Here is a 14,152-nt window from a genome sequence, read left to right on the forward strand (position 1 = left end):
ACGTCGGGTTGTGACAGCTGTGACTCATGTGGTCCGGGCGGTACTCTCCCCTCGTGGCCACCCGCAGCACGACCCGCGCCAATCGCTACGCGAAGCGTCGTCGAAAGCGTGTCGCCGCGCGCGACAACGACCTCACCGACACCCAGTGGCTCGCACTGCAGGAGGCCTGGGGTGGGTGCGCGTACTGCGGCGCGGTCGGTGTCGCCTTGCAGCGGGACTGCATGCTGGCCATCTCCCGGGGCGGCCGCTACACCGTCGCCAACGTCGTGCCGTGCTGCGGTTCGTGCAATGCGAGCAAGTGCAACTCCGAGGTCACGACGTGGATGCGGCGCAAGAAGCTGGACGAGAAGGCGTTCCTGGTCCGGCAGTTCGAGGTGAGCAGGGCGCTCGCCGAAGCCGTCGACCCGGACGCCGACCAGGACGGTTGATCACCCAGCTCGCGCCTCGCGTCGAACCCGGCCGGGCGATGACCCGTTGACCCGCTTGAACGCCCGGCTGAACGCCGCTTCGGACGAGTAGCCGAGACCGCCCGCCACCGATGCAACCGACGCGTCCTGATCGCGGAGACGATCTGCCGCCACATACATCCGCCAGCGGGTGACGTACTGCATCGCCGGCTCGCCGACGACGGCGGTGAACCGCGCCGCGAATGTCGACCGCGACATGGTGCACACCCGGGCCAGACGATCGACGCTCCACGGTGCAGCCGGATCCCGGTGGACCGCGGCGACCGCTCGGCCGAGTCGGGGATCGGCGAGAGCTCCGAGCCATCCGGTGCGGGTGCCCTCCGCGTCCTGTAACCACGATCGGATGGCGTGGATGACGATGATGTCGGACAACCGGGTGATGACCGCTTCGCCCCCGGGCCGGAGTTCGCCGGCCTCGTCGATCACGATGCGCATGAGGTCCCGCAGCCACGATGCGTTCGCACCCGAGCGGGATTCGGTGGCACGGATGGTGAGGACCGGCGGCAGCATCGACGTCAACGATCGCGCCGAGGGATGGTCGAATCTGACCACCGCACAGATGAGGACAGTTCGATCGGGTCCGTCGCCGCCGTGGCGCAGGATGGCATACCGGTCGCTCAGGTAGTCATGGGGCAGCTCGGTGACGACCGGGGCGAAGGTCGCCTCGGCGTGTCCGCGGATGACGTGCGACCGGCCGTGTGGCACGACGACGAGATCCCCCGGCCCGAAGCTCAGCGTCTCACCATTCGGCGCGGACAGGCGCAGGACTCCCGACACGACCAGGTGTACACACAGGCAGTCCTCCCACACCGGCATCGTGAGGGCCCACGGCTCGCTCAGTTCGGATCGGCAGTAGAACGCGCCGTTCAGCCGGAAGAAGTGCAGGGCCTCCCCGAGCGGATCGGGGGTGTGGAACGGGTCCGGATGTATGTCGTCGGCGGTGCGCACCCCTCCATGATCGACCATCGCGTGCAGAACGTCCGAAGAACTCGGACGTTCGGACAAGAATGACGGACCCTACGCCATGGAACGTCCGGCCATCTCCGACGATTCTGGACTCACAGCATCAGTCAAGGAGGTCTCATGTACACGATTCTCGGCGCGACGGGCACCGTCGGCGCACAGGTCACCACCCGCCTGCTCGACGGCGGACATCGGGTTCGGGCGGTCGGCCGTTCGCCCGAGCGGCTCGACGCCCTGGCCCGGCTGGGCGCCGATACCGCGGTCGGCGACACAACAGATCCGTCCGCGCTCGCCGCAGCGCTGCGCGGCTCGTCGGCCGTGTTCGTTCTGCAGCCCGCGGACTACACCGCCACCGACCATCTCGCCTCGCAACGGACGATGACCGAATCGATTGTCCGTGCGGTCCGTGAGTCGGACGTTCCGCGAGTGGTCGCCCTCAGCAGTGTCGGAGCGGAGATCCCGGCCGGCACCGGGTTTCTCGTCGGTCTGCACATCCTGGAGGAGGGCTTGGCGGCGTTGTCCGATGTCGAGGTACTCGCTCTGCGTGCGGGCTGGTTCTACGACAACGCCCGCTCCTACCTCCCGCTGATGCAGAACGCGGGCTTGATCGCGGACTCGCTCGACGCCGAGGTGCGTGTTCCGATGGTCGCCACGCGGGACATCGCCGCGGCAGCGGTGGACGCGCTGGTCGAAACGGGTTGGGGCGGCGGACATCTGACGAGTGAAATCCTGGGTCCGGTGGACGTCGATCAGCGGACTGTGACAAACGCACTGGGCGACGCCTTCGGTCTCCCCGAGTTGCACTACCAGCGGTTGTCCGACGACGACATGATCGCGACCCTCGTTGCTGAGGCCGGCTTCAGCCCCGACGTCGCGCGTCACCATGTGGGCATGACCCGGGCCATCAACGACGGCCGGGTCGTCGGCCGACGTCCGGGCACCACGGTGATCACCGGTCCGACGACGATCGACGCCTACGCCGCCGATCTGGCGAGATCGACGCGAGAAGAGTTGCGTTCCTTCCATTCCCACACGGCGTAGAGCACCTCGGTGGTGTACCCCAAGTCCATCCGCCCGCCATCGACCGGCACCGTCGCCGTTGCACCGATCCGGGAATCGGGCACCCAGCCCACCGGTTTCGAGGTCGGCGGGGCTGCCACGATCTCGACACCGTCCGGACTGCGAAAGGTGAACCGCTGCTCACCGTGCGCGGTGATAGAGAACTCACCCCGATGCAACGACCGATGACACGACCCACACAACAAGATCAGATTGTCCGGATCCGTCCGCCCACCCGCCGACCAGAACCGCACATGATGGGCATGCAGATGACGCGTCCGACCACACCCCGGCATCTGACAACACCGATCACGTAGGAACAACGCCCTGATCAGGGCCTTGTTCGGCGCCCGCGACTTACGCCCCACACCCAACAACGCCAAGGTCCCCGGACGACCAGGCACCCTGCGGCTCACCACTTCCCGCGTCGACGCCCCGCACCGAGCTTCGGCCATCTCGACTTCCGACAACCCGGGACCGTCATCGAGATGAGCGTGCTCCATCCCTGCACCGGCATGAACGAGGATCTCCGCACCGGGTGCGAGTTCGGGCATAGCGATCCCGTCATGCACCATGTCGGCCATTGCGACCACCGCCGGCGCCACATTCGACGGCACCTGCCGCCACAGATCCCGACGATTCGCCGGCTTGACCTCCGAGTCCCGCTCACCAGACTCGGTCTCCATATCGTCTGGAGTGTTCCGCGGAACGCTCGGCAGGTCCGGGTCCTCAGCCGTGCGGGTGCGTTCATACTCGGCGCGCACTGTGCCCGCCAGGAAACGTGCACCGTCCAACGGAGACAGGGTCAACGACACCGACAACGAACCGTCGAAGTTCCACTTCCACCGGCCCGTCGACTCCACTGGCGGCCCACTCCCGTCCTCGACACCGCGGTTGCGGTCGATACCGACCATCGCCCGCACCGCCCGATCCAACTGGCTCGCCGTGCACGACAGCGCAAGATTCACCAATTCCTGCTCGCGCTCCGGCGTAGCCACCCGCGTCAACGCCCGAACCTTCGAATACGACAACCGGCCCTCACCAAAAGCGTTGCGAATCGACGGCAATCCTCGGATCGCCTTCGCGACCCTCACCTGCTCATGCGCCGTTCGCGGCGCAATACCGGCCTTCCATGACAACCAGTGCGCCAGCGAATGAATCCCCGGCCCCCGCCACGACTCCCGCTCATCTAGCTCCGCCACCAGGTCCAGGAAATCCGCCGTCAGCGCCGTGATCTGCGCGGCGTACCCCAGCACCCGCCCCTCGAGCACCTCATCCGACAACGACACCGGATCCGCACCGTCGAACATCGACGACACATCACCACCCGAACGAAAAGCACTGACCCCCAACGCAACCCCCTGAACCAGACGAACGGGACAGGACAAATATATCGGCCGCCACCGACAAATCTCGGGCCTCAACCCGAGGTCGAGAGTGTTCCGCGGAACACTCTCAAGAACCTTGGCGAACCCAGCCGCGGCCGCCGTGGTTACCCCCTGATGCTTCTTGAGAGTCCGCTGTTCCGGCAAACCAACGAAACAGGTAGGTCCCAGATTGACCGCCGGTCACGGAGTCGCCCGTCAGGCAATGCATCCGACTCTTCGAACCAGTTGGCGGCGTCGCTCTCGATTCGTGACATGAGCTTTTCGAATCACAGCTCGGGATAGTCGTTCTTCAGGTCCTCTCCCGAGATCGGCCCTGCAAGGCTCATCCTTCCATCAGGTTTGCCGCGACAGTCGCCCCCAGCTCCCAGCACGGTTCGCGGTCTTGTCTACCCGGGGCGCCGGAGACGATGACGCGCTCGGCAGCCTTGGTCCAACCGAGTCCGCCGGTGATCGAATCGACGGCTCGCACAGCGCCTTCGGCGCCCTGGTTGCCGTGGAGGTACAGCCCGAACGGCCGGCCCTGCGTCGAGTCGAGGATCTGGTAATAGCTGACGTCGAAGGCGTGTTTATATGTCGTAACTCTCTTACTATGAGCACCGCGCTGACCAGCTGTTGGGTCTCGATCACCGGACTCGCGCACCAGCTCTACACCGATGGCAAGGTATCCCAGACCGGCGTCGACAGGCGCTGTTCCTCCCCCTCGACGACCCCGACGCCCGCGCGGTCGCACTCGCCAATATCAGGAGCGGTGCGACGCCGGGCACCTTTCGGGATCACCCCGGCAGGCGTGCGGGCCTGAGCCCCCGTATGGGCCAGATCCTCGGGGTTCGATCCATTGAGGTCAGTGCCCTCGACTAACCTGCACGCATGGCCTATTCCGGCGATTACGATGACTCGCGTGTCATCGCGGCGTTGCGACTATCGGGTCCACGGTTCGATGGCGCGGGAATGCCCGCCGACTCCCTGCTTGAGGTTGCCGCGTTCGACGACCTAATGCGTACCCTCGTCGAGATGTTCTGGCGTGATCGCCATCCCGGCAAACGACTGCCGGGGGGATACGACTCCAGCGTGGGACTGCGGCTGACGGAAGTGCTGGGCGGCTCTGCGGTGCCGGTGTTGGAGCACGAACCCGCCCTCGATGTCTCCGACATGTTTGGTCCGACCGAGGTCAAGAAAGACTTCGACCGGGCAATGACCGTGATGCAGCAGTACGTTCACTGTGCGTACACCGACCAGGGTGAGATCCCTGTGGAGATCCGCCGCCTACCGCCCTCAAAGCTCAAGAAGTTCGGACAAACCCTCAATCCGCGTGAGGGAATCCAGGTCAGCCCGACACCTCTACAGGATTGGTCCGAGGTCACCACCTATACCGCCGAGGCTCGCAGTAATGGTCTCGTGAAGGTTCTCGGCGAATACACCAAACCCGTTGTTGTGGAAGGGCTGGTGGCTGGGTTCAACCCCGAGGTGGGCAAGCTCACCGTCAAGGACCGTGGGCGAAAGACGCGAGTTGTGGTGCCCTACACCGAGTCCGACATCAAGGCCAGGATCGAGCCCGACCGCCAGATATTCGACTGTCGGGCCGAGGGCGTCGGCACCTTCAAATCAGACGGTCGGCTCGTCGAGCTGGAAACGGGTGCCACGCTGCGGATTGTGGACCTGACCGAGGACGATCGGGCGGCCAGTCAGGGACTCGAAGCGTTGGCCTCCCTGGAGGAGGGCTGGCTCGACGGTGACGCTGGGGACGCGATCTCAGCCGAGGTCATCGACCGGGGGCGCGAGGTCATCAAGGCGATGAGGAACCTGGGCAACATCACCCGCTCGGTGTTCCCGACCGAGGAGGGCGGCGTGCGGTTCTACTGGCCCGAGACCGAGAACCAGCTGTCGATCGAGGTGGAACCGTCCGGCGCACTCTACGTCCACACCGCCGATGTGGAGGCGGGTACCTTTCAGGACGCGACGGTGCCCGAGGGCGCGGCCAACCTGACCGACCGGCTCGCAACGTGGTTGATCGAGGAGGACGTCGCCGATGAGTGAATTCAGGCGCGAGCGGATCACCGACGCCGGGATGGAGCTGCTGCGCCCCATCATCGCCAACTGGTACAAGGACGGCGTAGTCGACCCCCAGGCATTCAAGCTCAGCACTGCGGACAAGAAGGACCTCAACCGCCTGTCTATCGCGCGCGGCGACGCCACGACGCCCGAGCAGGCTTACAAAGATCGAGCATCGTCGATCAAGGCACGGTGCGACGCCAAGGGCACCACCTACACACCGCCCGTGGGTGTGTTGGCGGTGTCGGTCGAGGAGGTCGAGTCCGTCGAGATCAAGTCTCCAGAGGGCAGCGCGAGCCGCACGCCGTTCACTGTGTGGGACGACTCGATGAACGACGACCGACCCGACGACCACGGCCACATCGACTTCAACGAGCTGCCACCGACAGACAAGGGCGCCTGCCTGCTCGCCGCTAAGGCGATGTTGGCGAAAGCTCGCGACAGAGGTTGGAGGGTCGGCCCCGTCGAGCCTGCCTAACCCTAAAATGACACACCGCCCCCGCGGGATAGCGGTCACCGGGAGCGGTGTAGAAGGTGACGGCGGATGGCCTCGAGACCCACGGGCGACGATAGCGGCGGCCGGGCCAGCCGCAGCAGATACGCTCTGCGCATGAGCGAGAGCGCGCGCCTGCCGGGCCTGGACAAGATCGTGCGCGCATTCGAGATTCGAGACGAGTGGCGGGACCTACTCGAAGAACTGCTCACCGCCGAGAAGAAGTACTCCCGACGCAGCAACATGTCTGAGGCGTCGGAGCCCACCGTCTGGGCTGAGTGGACGCTCGATGAAGTCCCGGACTACACGAGGTCGTCGCTGCTCATGGGCGACGTCATCCACAACCTCAGAGCCGCAATGGACCACGCGGTCTGGGCTGTCACACCGCCACGGATTCAGGCGAACAGCCCTCTGGACGTGGCGTTCCCACTCCAGCGCTCGGCCGAGTCTTTCAAGAAGTGGATCGGCAAACGCAAGAAGTGGTACGGCCCGACAGTTACCAAGGTGTTGGAGTCCCAACAGCCGTACCACGCAGGCGCTGACAAACTGCACCCACTGCACGTGCTGCAGCACCTCTCGAACACTGACAAGCATCGACTGCTGAACGTAGTGGCCAACAACGTAGTTCGGATGGCCGAGGTGCGCGTATCACCCTCACCACCCGGCGTGAAGTCGAGCGTGTACGAGGGAGTGGTTGAGGCGGGCGGGGTCCTCGCGCGTGTTGAGTTCGCGCGGCCCGCCGGTGGAGGTTCTATCGACCTCATGCCGGTGTTCGCGTTCGAGCAGGTCTTTCGCTACGTTGACCCCACCGGGGCAGAGCGCTGGTTACAGCTCGGCGAGGCGATGAACGCCGTGTGCCCGGCGGTCGTCGAGGCAGTCGGCTACGTGGCCTCGGCCCACGAGAATGACCTCGGTGGCGGGTGGCATCCGCAGTGACGCGATGGCTACTCCATCAACCCCGCCGCGACCGTCGCGCCCAGCTCCCAGCATGCTTCGCGGTCGTCTTTGCCCGGGGCCCCGGAGACGATGACGTGTTCGGCGGCCTTGGTCCAACCGAGCCCGCCGGTGATCGAATCGACCGCTCGCACAGCACCTTCGGTGCCCTGATTGCCGTGGAGGTACAGCCCGAACGGTCGGCCCTGGGTCGAGTCGAGGATCTGGTAATAGCTGACGTCGAAGGCGTGTTTCAGTGCGCCGCTGATGTATCCGAGATTGGCGGGCGTGCCGAGGAGGTACCCGTCGGCGTCGAGGAAGTCGGAGGCGGTGACGGCGAGCGCGGCCCGTCGGATCACCTCGACGCCCTCGATCTCCGGATCGGTCGCGCCGGACACGACGGCCTCGAACATCTCCTGGCACGCCGGAGACGGCGTGTGGTGGACGATCAGCAGCCGGCTCACCGGGCTACTGTTCCCGGCCGTGGTACTGGGCGACGGCCCGCTTCATCATCGAGCGGGCGCGGGTGCGGTCGCCGGCGTAGTCGTAGGCACGGGCGATGCGGTAGGTGTTGCGCCAGTCGTTCGGGTCGGCCTCCCACTCGGCCTTCACCTGTGCGAAGAGTTCGTCGGCCGCGTCGCGCTCCATGCGGCCCGATGCGCGGTGCGGCAGGTGGGAGATGTCGAGTTCGCGACCCTCGTCGGCCATGATCGCGGCGAGTTTCTGGTGCTCGAGCCCCGCCCGCAGCGTCGCGTAGACCAGCCATGCCCCGATGAGCGGCAGCGCGATGACGCCCACGCCCAGACCGATGCCCGCCAGCGAACCGGAGGCGATCAGCTGGAAGCCGCGCCATCCGAGCAACACGAAGTAGACGATCAGCGCAACGACCAGGAACCCGATCATCCAGACGATCGGCCGGGAGTCCTTCTTCCGCGGGCCCAGGCGCGGTGCGCCGCCTTCGGTGTCGTCGTCGTGGGCTGGTTCACCCTGCGGATCGGCGGGGGTCATCGGTCAGAGGTCCATCAGTTCTTCGAGCCCGATGGTGAGGCCCGGGCGGCCGGCCATGCTGCGCACGCCCAGGAGCACTCCCGGTGCGAACGACGCCCGGTCGAGGGAGTCGTGCCGGATGGTGAGCGTCTCACCGGCGGTGCCGAGCAGCACCTCCTGATGGGCGACGAGTCCGGCGAGCCGTACCGAGTGGACGCGCACGTCGTCGACGACAGCGCCGCGGGCGCCGTCGAGTTCCTCGGTCGTGGCGTCGGGGCTCCGTCCGACCCCGGCCTCGGCCCGCGCCCGCCCGATCAGCTCTGCCGTCCGATAGGCGGTACCCGACGGCGCGTCGGCCTTGTGCGGGTGGTGCAACTCGATCACCTCGACCGACTCGTAGTACTTGGCGGCCTGCGCGGCGAAACGCATGGACAGCACGGCGCCGATCGCGAAGTTGGGTGCGATGAGGACGCCCACGCCGGGGTTGTCCGACAGCCAGCCACGGACCGTGTCCAGTCGTTCCTCGGTGAATCCGGTGGTGCCGACGACGGCGTGAATCCCGTTGGCGATGAGGAACTTCAGGTTGTCCATCACCACATCGGGGTGGGTGAAGTCGACGACGACCTGGGTCTCGGTGTCGGTGAAGAACTCCAGGGAGTCCCCCTTGTCGACGCCCACGGTGTAGGTGAGGTCGTCGGCGTTCTCGACCGCGGCGACGATCGCCTGCCCGACCTTGCCCTGGCTGCCCAGGACGCCCACCTTGATACCGCTCATGCCCACCCTCTTCTTGTCGACGCGCCACATCCCAACCGTTGCCGGCCCAGTCTAGTGGCGTCGGAGCCTCAGAAGATCGGGGCACCGCCGCGGCGGTGCTCGAACACCAGCGACGTGGTGGTGCCGGCGACCTCCGGCCGGCCGTTGAGTCGTTCGACGAACTGGCGCAGCGCCTCGGTGTCGGCAGCGGCGACATGTAGCAGATAGTCGTCGGTGCCGGCGAGGAAGAACACGTCGATCACCTCGTCGTGGGTGGCGATCTCGCCGACGAACTGCCGGATCCGCCCACGCGCGTCGGACTGCAGGCTGACGGCGACCATCCCGCGCAACGGACGTCCCAGCGCGGCCGGGTCGACATCGGCGAAGAAGCCGCGGATGATGCCGAGTTCGACGAGCCTCCGCAGACGCCCATGGCAGGTCGACGCGGCGATGCCGACGCGCTGGGCCAGTTCGCTGTTGGGCATCCGCGCATCCGATTGCAGCAGTCGCAGCAGTTCCCGGTCCGTCGCGTCGAGGTCGCCCGTCCGAACATCCTTCGGCGTCGCCGGCATCGCATGCTCTCCGATCACAGAATCGTCGGCGAATCCCGACTGTCGAGAATATTCTTCAGTCACATTGTGACACGGTCGACGTTCCTTCACGCTGGAATCAGTTCATCGAGGAACATTCAGGAGACGCAACCAGTACGGAGTCACCATGCGTATCGGCATCCCCACCGAGATCAAGAACCACGAGTACCGGGTGGCCATCACCCCGGCCGGCGTCGCCGAACTCCACCATCGCGGTCACGACGTCGTGATCCAGGCCGGTGCGGGTGAGGGCTCGGCGATTCCCGACAACGATTTCAAGGCCGCGGGCGCACAGATCCTGGGATCGGCCGCCGAGGTGTGGGAGCAGGCCGATCTGCTGCTGAAGGTCAAGGAACCGATCGCCTCCGAGTTCCCGCTGATGCGCCGGGATCAGACCCTGTTCACCTACCTTCACCTCGCGGCGGGCCGAGAGTGCACACAGGCACTGCTTGCCTCGGGCATCACCTCCATCGCCTACGAGATGGTCCGCAGCGCCGACGGTGCACTCCCCCTCCTGGCCCCGATGAGCGAGGTCGCCGGACGCCTCGCACCGCAGGTGGGCGCCTACCACCTGATGCGTTCGGCGGGTGGCCGGGGCGTACTGATGGGCGGCGTCCCGGGAACCGAGCCCGCCGACGTCGTCGTTCTCGGCGGTGGCGTCAGCGGCGTCAACGCGGCCCAGATCGCGCTCGGCATGGGCGCCCAGGTCACCGTCTTCGACATCGACATCGCCAAACTGCGGGCCGTCGACGCCCGCTTCGCCGGCCGCGTCCACACCCGGTACAGCACGGCACTCGCGATCGAGTCCGCCGTCGTCGACGCCGACCTGGTGATCGGAGCCGTTCTCGTCCCGGGTGCCAAGGCACCGGTCCTCGTTTCGAACAGCACTGTCGCCCGGATGAAGCCGGGCGCGGTGCTCGTCGACGTCGCGATCGACCAGGGTGGTTGTTTCGAGGACTCCCGGCCCACCACGCATGATGATCCGACCTTCGCCGTCCACGAGACCGTCTTCTACTGCGTCGCGAACATGCCCGGCAATGTCGCGCGTACGTCGACCCAGGCGCTCACCGGCGCCACCCTCCCGCACGTCCTCCGGCTGGCCGATTCGGGACCGGCGAAGGCGTGCGCGGCCGACCCTGCACTCGCCTCGGGGCTGAGCACGCGAGACGGCGAACTGTTCACCGCGGAGGTCGGCGCCGCACTCGGCCTGGAAGTGTCGCCGAACCCTTTCGCGCACAACTGAGCAGCAGCGGTCAGAAGGTCAGGGTCGTGGTTCCCCGACGACGCCCTCGCCAGCCGTAGCGGCGCTCGGTCATCGATCCGTGGCCGTCGTGCCCGACCCGCAGAAGGGTCGATGCCCGGGTGCCGTATCCGGGGATGTTGATGAACATCGACGACAGCGCCGCCTCGGCCTGTGGGCCGACGCCGGTGTCGGGCAGCCTCGCCGGGTCCGGCCGATCCTGGTCGGCCAGCATGGCGAAGTAGGACTCGTCCAGGGTGGCGGCGTCTGGATCGGCGCCCTCCGCCTCGACCAGCTCGCCCAGCGCCGCCGCACCGTCGACGACCTTCGGCCAGTCGTTGTCCAGGGCCCCGTTGGAGAGACCGTGCACGCCGTCGGCGACCCGCTCGGCGTGCGGCTCCGGCCAGTTCGTCATCCACCACAGCTCGTTCCGATCGGCGACGAGCAGATTGACCGGGTCGTACGCGGCAGCGTCGTCGACGACCCGGTGCGCGTACACCTTCGGATCGTCGTCACCGACCAGATAGTCCACGGGAAGCTGTCCGCGCGAACGGATTCCGGCTCGTCTAGCCGGACCGACGCGGACGTTCGTGACCATCGCCACCCGGTCGGGCGTCTCCGCCGAGACGGCCATCCACGTCCCGCCGGCGACGGCATCGCGACCCCCGAGGATCGGCAGGTCGTCCCAGTGCGACAGCGCGAACGTGCGGCGGCGGTGCTGCTCGTCCCGGTTGGCGGCGACGATCAGACGCCGGGTGGGGTGGGCGTTCCACGCGAAGAGGATCAGACACATCGGGTCTCAGGTCACCTGCTCGGGTCCGGGGAGGAGTCGGCTCATGGTGGACATCCGCCGCTGCACACCGGCGATCTCGCGGACCGCCTGCCCGAGGAGGCTGCGGTCCAGCGGGGACAACTGTCTGACGTCGAACCGATCGCCGGGCGGGTCGCCGTTGTCGAACTGCGCGACCTGATATCGCAGTCGGACGCGCTGCAACACGTCGAAGACCTCGATGAGCATCGACGCCTGCTCGTCCGGCAGCATCTCGCTGCCGGACGCCGCGCGCAGACGGCCCCGGGTGTCGACGTCGGTCGAACCGACACTGACCGCAGCCCATCGCGCGATGTTGACCAGCGGTGTGACCGCATGCTTCTTGATGTCGACGACGTTGCCCCGCCCGGTCAGCACATCACGCCGGGAACGCAACCGGGCGCGCGTCGCCAGAGTCTCGGCCAGAAGCAGATTCATCGTCCTCGGGTCACGCCGCAGGCCGGCGATCATCGCCACCGCCGGCGTCGCCGACGACGCGCCGCCCCCGCGGACCGGCCGGCCGTCGAGCATCAGCGACGTGAAGATCATCCCCTTGCCCGCGAGCGGGTCGTCGATCCAGCCCCGCGCCGCCGCCTGCCACTGCGAGTGCGTCCGCGCGAACAGCGGCTTCGACGCGAGGGCGCCGTTGGCGTCGACCCGCAGTCCCGCGTTCCGCAACACCTCGTCGACCTCACCGAACGCCGACCGGTACCGATCGATCTCGCCGGCCACCGAATCGTCGAGAGAGACAGCCGAATCCACGTCGGAGCTCAAGACCGGTTCCCGACGGGCGGTGCTGCCCAGCGACAGCCAGGTGAACGCCGCCGGATCGAGCTCGGGATGGGCGGCGAGGACGACATCGAGCGCACGACCGACGACCGAATCGACGATCAGGGACGCCGCGCGGGTGATCTCGTACGGCGGCCGGTCGCGGCGCACCAGGTCGGCGACGAACTGCGGCAGTCGGCGCGCGTGCCCCTGCAGCTCGTCGACGTCGATCGACCGCCGGATCTGTTCGCGCAGAGGGATTCCGGCACCCGCCGGGTCGGCGACGAAATCGCCCGGACCGACGACACCGACCACATCGCCGTCGGCGTCGCACACCGGGACGATCGAGAGGTCACGATCGACGAGTTCGGTCAGGACGTCCACGGCGGCCGCCCAGGCATCGACGACGAACGCCGGCTCCGTCACGATCTCCCCGACCTCGGTGTCGACGCTGCGCCCGGCCGCGACCACCTCGGCCCGGATGTCGCCGTCGGTCAGCACACCGTGGCGTCGGTCCGGCAGCGGGATGACCACATAATCCTGTCCGCGCTCGGTCATCAGCGTGGCCGCCTGACGGACGGTCATGTCGGCCCGGCCGATCACCGGTGCGGTGCGCAGGAGTTCGGCGACGGCGCGCGCGGCGGAGACGTCGCCGGCGTCGCGACGGCGCGCGACCGTCAGCTGCACCTTCTCCTCACCGGACATCTCTGCAGAGTCTAGGCGCGCGTCGCGACCGACCGGGCCGTCGGCCGGTCGGATGATTCCGGGTCGGGCCGGACACCACAGGTCCCGTGCGGCACTCCAACGGAGCAGACACCCGCTCGGAGCAAAGGACACCACGATGATCAAGCCTCACGTCGCCGCCGCGACCACCCTGCTGGCCGCCCTGGCCGTGGCGCTGGGCACCGCAACCCCCGCAACCGCGGTCACGCCCCGGTACGCCGACACGCTCACCGCCGGGCAGGGCATCCTGATCGGCGACGGACTGTGCTCCATCGGATTCTTCGGGACCAATGCCGACGGCGACCGTCTCGCGGTCACCGCCGGACACTGCGCCGACGGTGTCGGCGACGAGGTCACCACCACCGACGGCGAGCCGATCGGCGAGGTCGTGGAATGGAAGGACGACGGCGGCACCCCGGACGGGTCGATCACCCTCGCCGATCCCCGCGGCTACACCGTCATCGCGATCGAGGACGACTGGGACGTGGACCCGGTGTTCGTGACGGCGGCCGACCCCGAGGTCGGCGAACCGGTGGCCAAGACCGGTGAACGCACCGGCACGACAGTCGGCACCGTGACGGGACTGCTGCATCAGGACGCGGCACCCGAACACCGGCTCGTCAACGCCGAGCTCGTCGTCCTGGGCGGCGACTCCGGGTCGCCCTGGTACCAGGAGACCCGCGCCGGCCGGTACGTCCTCGTCGGGATCTCCTCGAGCGGGAACTTCGGTACCCAGAACCCCGACCAGGCGATCTCGACGGCCCAGACCATCGAGGGTCTGTACGAGCAGATCGCCGGCTCCGGAACGGCCTGGACCGACGGATTCGAGATCTGGTTCGACGAACCCGATCGTCGGTAGAGCCACGACACGGCGAAGGGGCCCGCCGTCCGCATGGACGACGGGCCCCTTCCGGACCCACTCGGTGTCAGA

At 67.4% G+C, this 14,152-nt stretch carries 15 protein-coding genes and 1 pseudogene; 7 read left to right on the forward strand and 9 right to left on the reverse strand.

Going from position 1 to position 14,152, the window contains the following annotated elements; translation table 11 throughout:
- Positions 1–26 precede the first annotated feature (26 nt).
- Positions 27–428: an HNH endonuclease gene (locus ABIC25_RS01740; RefSeq protein WP_197505669.1), complete on the forward strand. Its 402-nt coding sequence runs from the start codon at positions 27–29 to the stop codon at positions 426–428.
- Here ABIC25_RS01740 and ABIC25_RS01745 read toward each other — a convergent pair whose 3' ends face one another.
- Complete coding sequence (locus ABIC25_RS01745; RefSeq protein WP_354559666.1) at positions 429–1,415, reverse strand: AraC family transcriptional regulator; 987 nt, start codon at positions 1,413–1,415, stop codon at positions 429–431. It abuts the gene before it with no gap.
- 135 nt (positions 1,416–1,550) lie between these two features.
- Between ABIC25_RS01745 and ABIC25_RS01750 the strand changes: the two genes are divergently transcribed.
- Positions 1,551–2,471 carry an NAD(P)H-binding protein gene (locus tag ABIC25_RS01750; protein WP_354559668.1) on the forward strand — a complete coding sequence of 307 codons (921 nt, stop codon included), beginning with the start codon at positions 1,551–1,553 and terminating at the stop codon, positions 2,469–2,471.
- Here the strand turns inward: ABIC25_RS01750 and ABIC25_RS01755 are convergent.
- Together ABIC25_RS01755 and ABIC25_RS01760 are read right to left on the reverse strand one after the other, a co-directional pair.
- Positions 2,405–3,799: an HNH endonuclease signature motif containing protein gene (locus tag ABIC25_RS01755; protein ID WP_354559670.1), complete on the reverse strand. Its 1,395-nt coding sequence runs from the start codon at positions 3,797–3,799 to the stop codon at positions 2,405–2,407. The genes ABIC25_RS01750 and ABIC25_RS01755 overlap by 67 nt on opposite strands.
- Positions 3,800–4,199: 400 nt before the next feature.
- Positions 4,200–4,445: pseudogene (locus ABIC25_RS01760) on the reverse strand (flavodoxin family protein); the annotation flags it as partial.
- A gap of 299 nt (positions 4,446–4,744) precedes the next feature.
- Here ABIC25_RS01760 and ABIC25_RS01765 point away from each other — a divergent pair.
- The 3 genes from ABIC25_RS01765 to ABIC25_RS01775 all read left to right on the forward strand — a co-directional run bounded on the left by ABIC25_RS01765 (position 4,745) and on the right by ABIC25_RS01775 (position 7,355).
- Complete coding sequence (locus tag ABIC25_RS01765; protein WP_354559671.1) at positions 4,745–5,911, forward strand: hypothetical protein; 1,167 nt, start codon at positions 4,745–4,747, stop codon at positions 5,909–5,911.
- Positions 5,904–6,404, forward strand: a complete 501-nt coding sequence (locus tag ABIC25_RS01770; protein WP_354559673.1) for an endo-1,4-beta-xylanase — start codon at positions 5,904–5,906, stop codon at positions 6,402–6,404. Before ABIC25_RS01765 ends, ABIC25_RS01770 begins: the two co-directional genes overlap by 8 nt.
- 132 nt (positions 6,405–6,536) lie before the next feature.
- Entirely contained in the window at positions 6,537–7,355 is an 819-nt protein-coding gene (locus tag ABIC25_RS01775) for a hypothetical protein (RefSeq protein WP_354559674.1), read from the forward strand.
- 8 nt (positions 7,356–7,363) lie between these two features.
- On the opposite strand, the gene ABIC25_RS01780 is transcribed toward ABIC25_RS01775, so the two are convergent.
- From ABIC25_RS01780 to ABIC25_RS01795, 4 genes are all read right to left on the reverse strand, one after another.
- Positions 7,364–7,816 carry a flavodoxin family protein gene (locus ABIC25_RS01780; RefSeq protein ID WP_354559676.1) on the reverse strand — a complete coding sequence of 151 codons (453 nt, stop codon included), beginning with the start codon at positions 7,814–7,816 and terminating at the stop codon, positions 7,364–7,366.
- A gap of 4 nt (positions 7,817–7,820) precedes the next feature.
- Positions 7,821–8,360 carry a hypothetical protein gene (locus ABIC25_RS01785; RefSeq protein WP_354559678.1) on the reverse strand — a complete coding sequence of 180 codons (540 nt, stop codon included), beginning with the start codon at positions 8,358–8,360 and terminating at the stop codon, positions 7,821–7,823.
- A gap of 3 nt (positions 8,361–8,363) precedes the next feature.
- Complete coding sequence (gene dapB, locus ABIC25_RS01790) at positions 8,364–9,113, reverse strand: 4-hydroxy-tetrahydrodipicolinate reductase (RefSeq protein WP_101818948.1); 750 nt, start codon at positions 9,111–9,113, stop codon at positions 8,364–8,366.
- Positions 9,114–9,181: 68 nt separating this feature from the next.
- On the reverse strand, positions 9,182–9,664 hold the full coding sequence (locus ABIC25_RS01795; protein WP_354559679.1) for an Lrp/AsnC family transcriptional regulator: 483 nt from the start codon (positions 9,662–9,664) through the stop codon (positions 9,182–9,184).
- 145 nt (positions 9,665–9,809) lie between these two features.
- Between ABIC25_RS01795 and ald the strand changes: the two genes are divergently transcribed.
- Positions 9,810–10,925, forward strand: a complete 1,116-nt coding sequence (ald, locus tag ABIC25_RS01800; protein WP_101818715.1) for an alanine dehydrogenase — start codon at positions 9,810–9,812, stop codon at positions 10,923–10,925.
- 10 nt (positions 10,926–10,935) lie between these two features.
- Here ald and ABIC25_RS01805 read toward each other — a convergent pair whose 3' ends face one another.
- Complete coding sequence (locus ABIC25_RS01805; RefSeq protein WP_354559681.1) at positions 10,936–11,715, reverse strand: NRDE family protein; 780 nt, start codon at positions 11,713–11,715, stop codon at positions 10,936–10,938.
- A gap of 6 nt (positions 11,716–11,721) precedes the next feature.
- A complete protein-coding gene (locus ABIC25_RS01810) occupies positions 11,722–13,203 on the reverse strand; it encodes a putative nucleotidyltransferase substrate binding domain-containing protein (protein ID WP_354559683.1) in 1,482 nt (493 codons plus the stop codon).
- Positions 13,204–13,339: 136 nt separating this feature from the next.
- Here ABIC25_RS01810 and ABIC25_RS01815 point away from each other — a divergent pair, with 136 nt between their 5' ends.
- Positions 13,340–14,080 (forward strand): chymotrypsin family serine protease, encoded by a 741-nt coding sequence (locus ABIC25_RS01815; protein WP_101818712.1) that lies wholly within the window; start codon positions 13,340–13,342, stop codon positions 14,078–14,080.
- Positions 14,081–14,152 lie beyond the last annotated feature (72 nt).

The organism is Gordonia sp. PvP123 (assembly GCF_040547295.1).
GTDB classification, from domain to species: Bacteria; Actinomycetota; Actinomycetes; order Mycobacteriales; family Mycobacteriaceae; genus Gordonia; species Gordonia terrae.

Coding starts and splice junctions, on each gene's coding strand:
- ABIC25_RS01775 (WP_354559674.1), top strand. CDS start 6,537: ATGAGCGAGAGCGCGCGCCTGCCGGGCCTGGACAAGATCGTGCGCGCA.
- ABIC25_RS01740 (WP_197505669.1), top strand. CDS start 27: ATGTGGTCCGGGCGGTACTCTCCCCTCGTGGCCACCCGCAGCACGACC.
- ABIC25_RS01785 (WP_354559678.1), bottom strand. CDS start 8,360: ATGACCCCCGCCGATCCGCAGGGTGAACCAGCCCACGACGACGACACC.
- ABIC25_RS01810 (WP_354559683.1), bottom strand. CDS start 13,203: ATGTCCGGTGAGGAGAAGGTGCAGCTGACGGTCGCGCGCCGTCGCGAC.
- ABIC25_RS01765 (WP_354559671.1), top strand. CDS start 4,745: ATGGCCTATTCCGGCGATTACGATGACTCGCGTGTCATCGCGGCGTTG.
- ABIC25_RS01755 (WP_354559670.1), bottom strand. CDS start 3,799: ATGTTCGACGGTGCGGATCCGGTGTCGTTGTCGGATGAGGTGCTCGAG.
- ABIC25_RS01770 (WP_354559673.1), top strand. CDS start 5,904: ATGAGTGAATTCAGGCGCGAGCGGATCACCGACGCCGGGATGGAGCTG.
- ABIC25_RS01815 (WP_101818712.1), top strand. CDS start 13,340: ATGATCAAGCCTCACGTCGCCGCCGCGACCACCCTGCTGGCCGCCCTG.
- ABIC25_RS01795 (WP_354559679.1), bottom strand. CDS start 9,664: ATGCCGGCGACGCCGAAGGATGTTCGGACGGGCGACCTCGACGCGACG.
- ABIC25_RS01805 (WP_354559681.1), bottom strand. CDS start 11,715: ATGTGTCTGATCCTCTTCGCGTGGAACGCCCACCCCACCCGGCGTCTG.
- ald (WP_101818715.1), top strand. CDS start 9,810: ATGCGTATCGGCATCCCCACCGAGATCAAGAACCACGAGTACCGGGTG.
- ABIC25_RS01750 (WP_354559668.1), top strand. CDS start 1,551: ATGTACACGATTCTCGGCGCGACGGGCACCGTCGGCGCACAGGTCACC.
- dapB (WP_101818948.1), bottom strand. CDS start 9,113: ATGAGCGGTATCAAGGTGGGCGTCCTGGGCAGCCAGGGCAAGGTCGGG.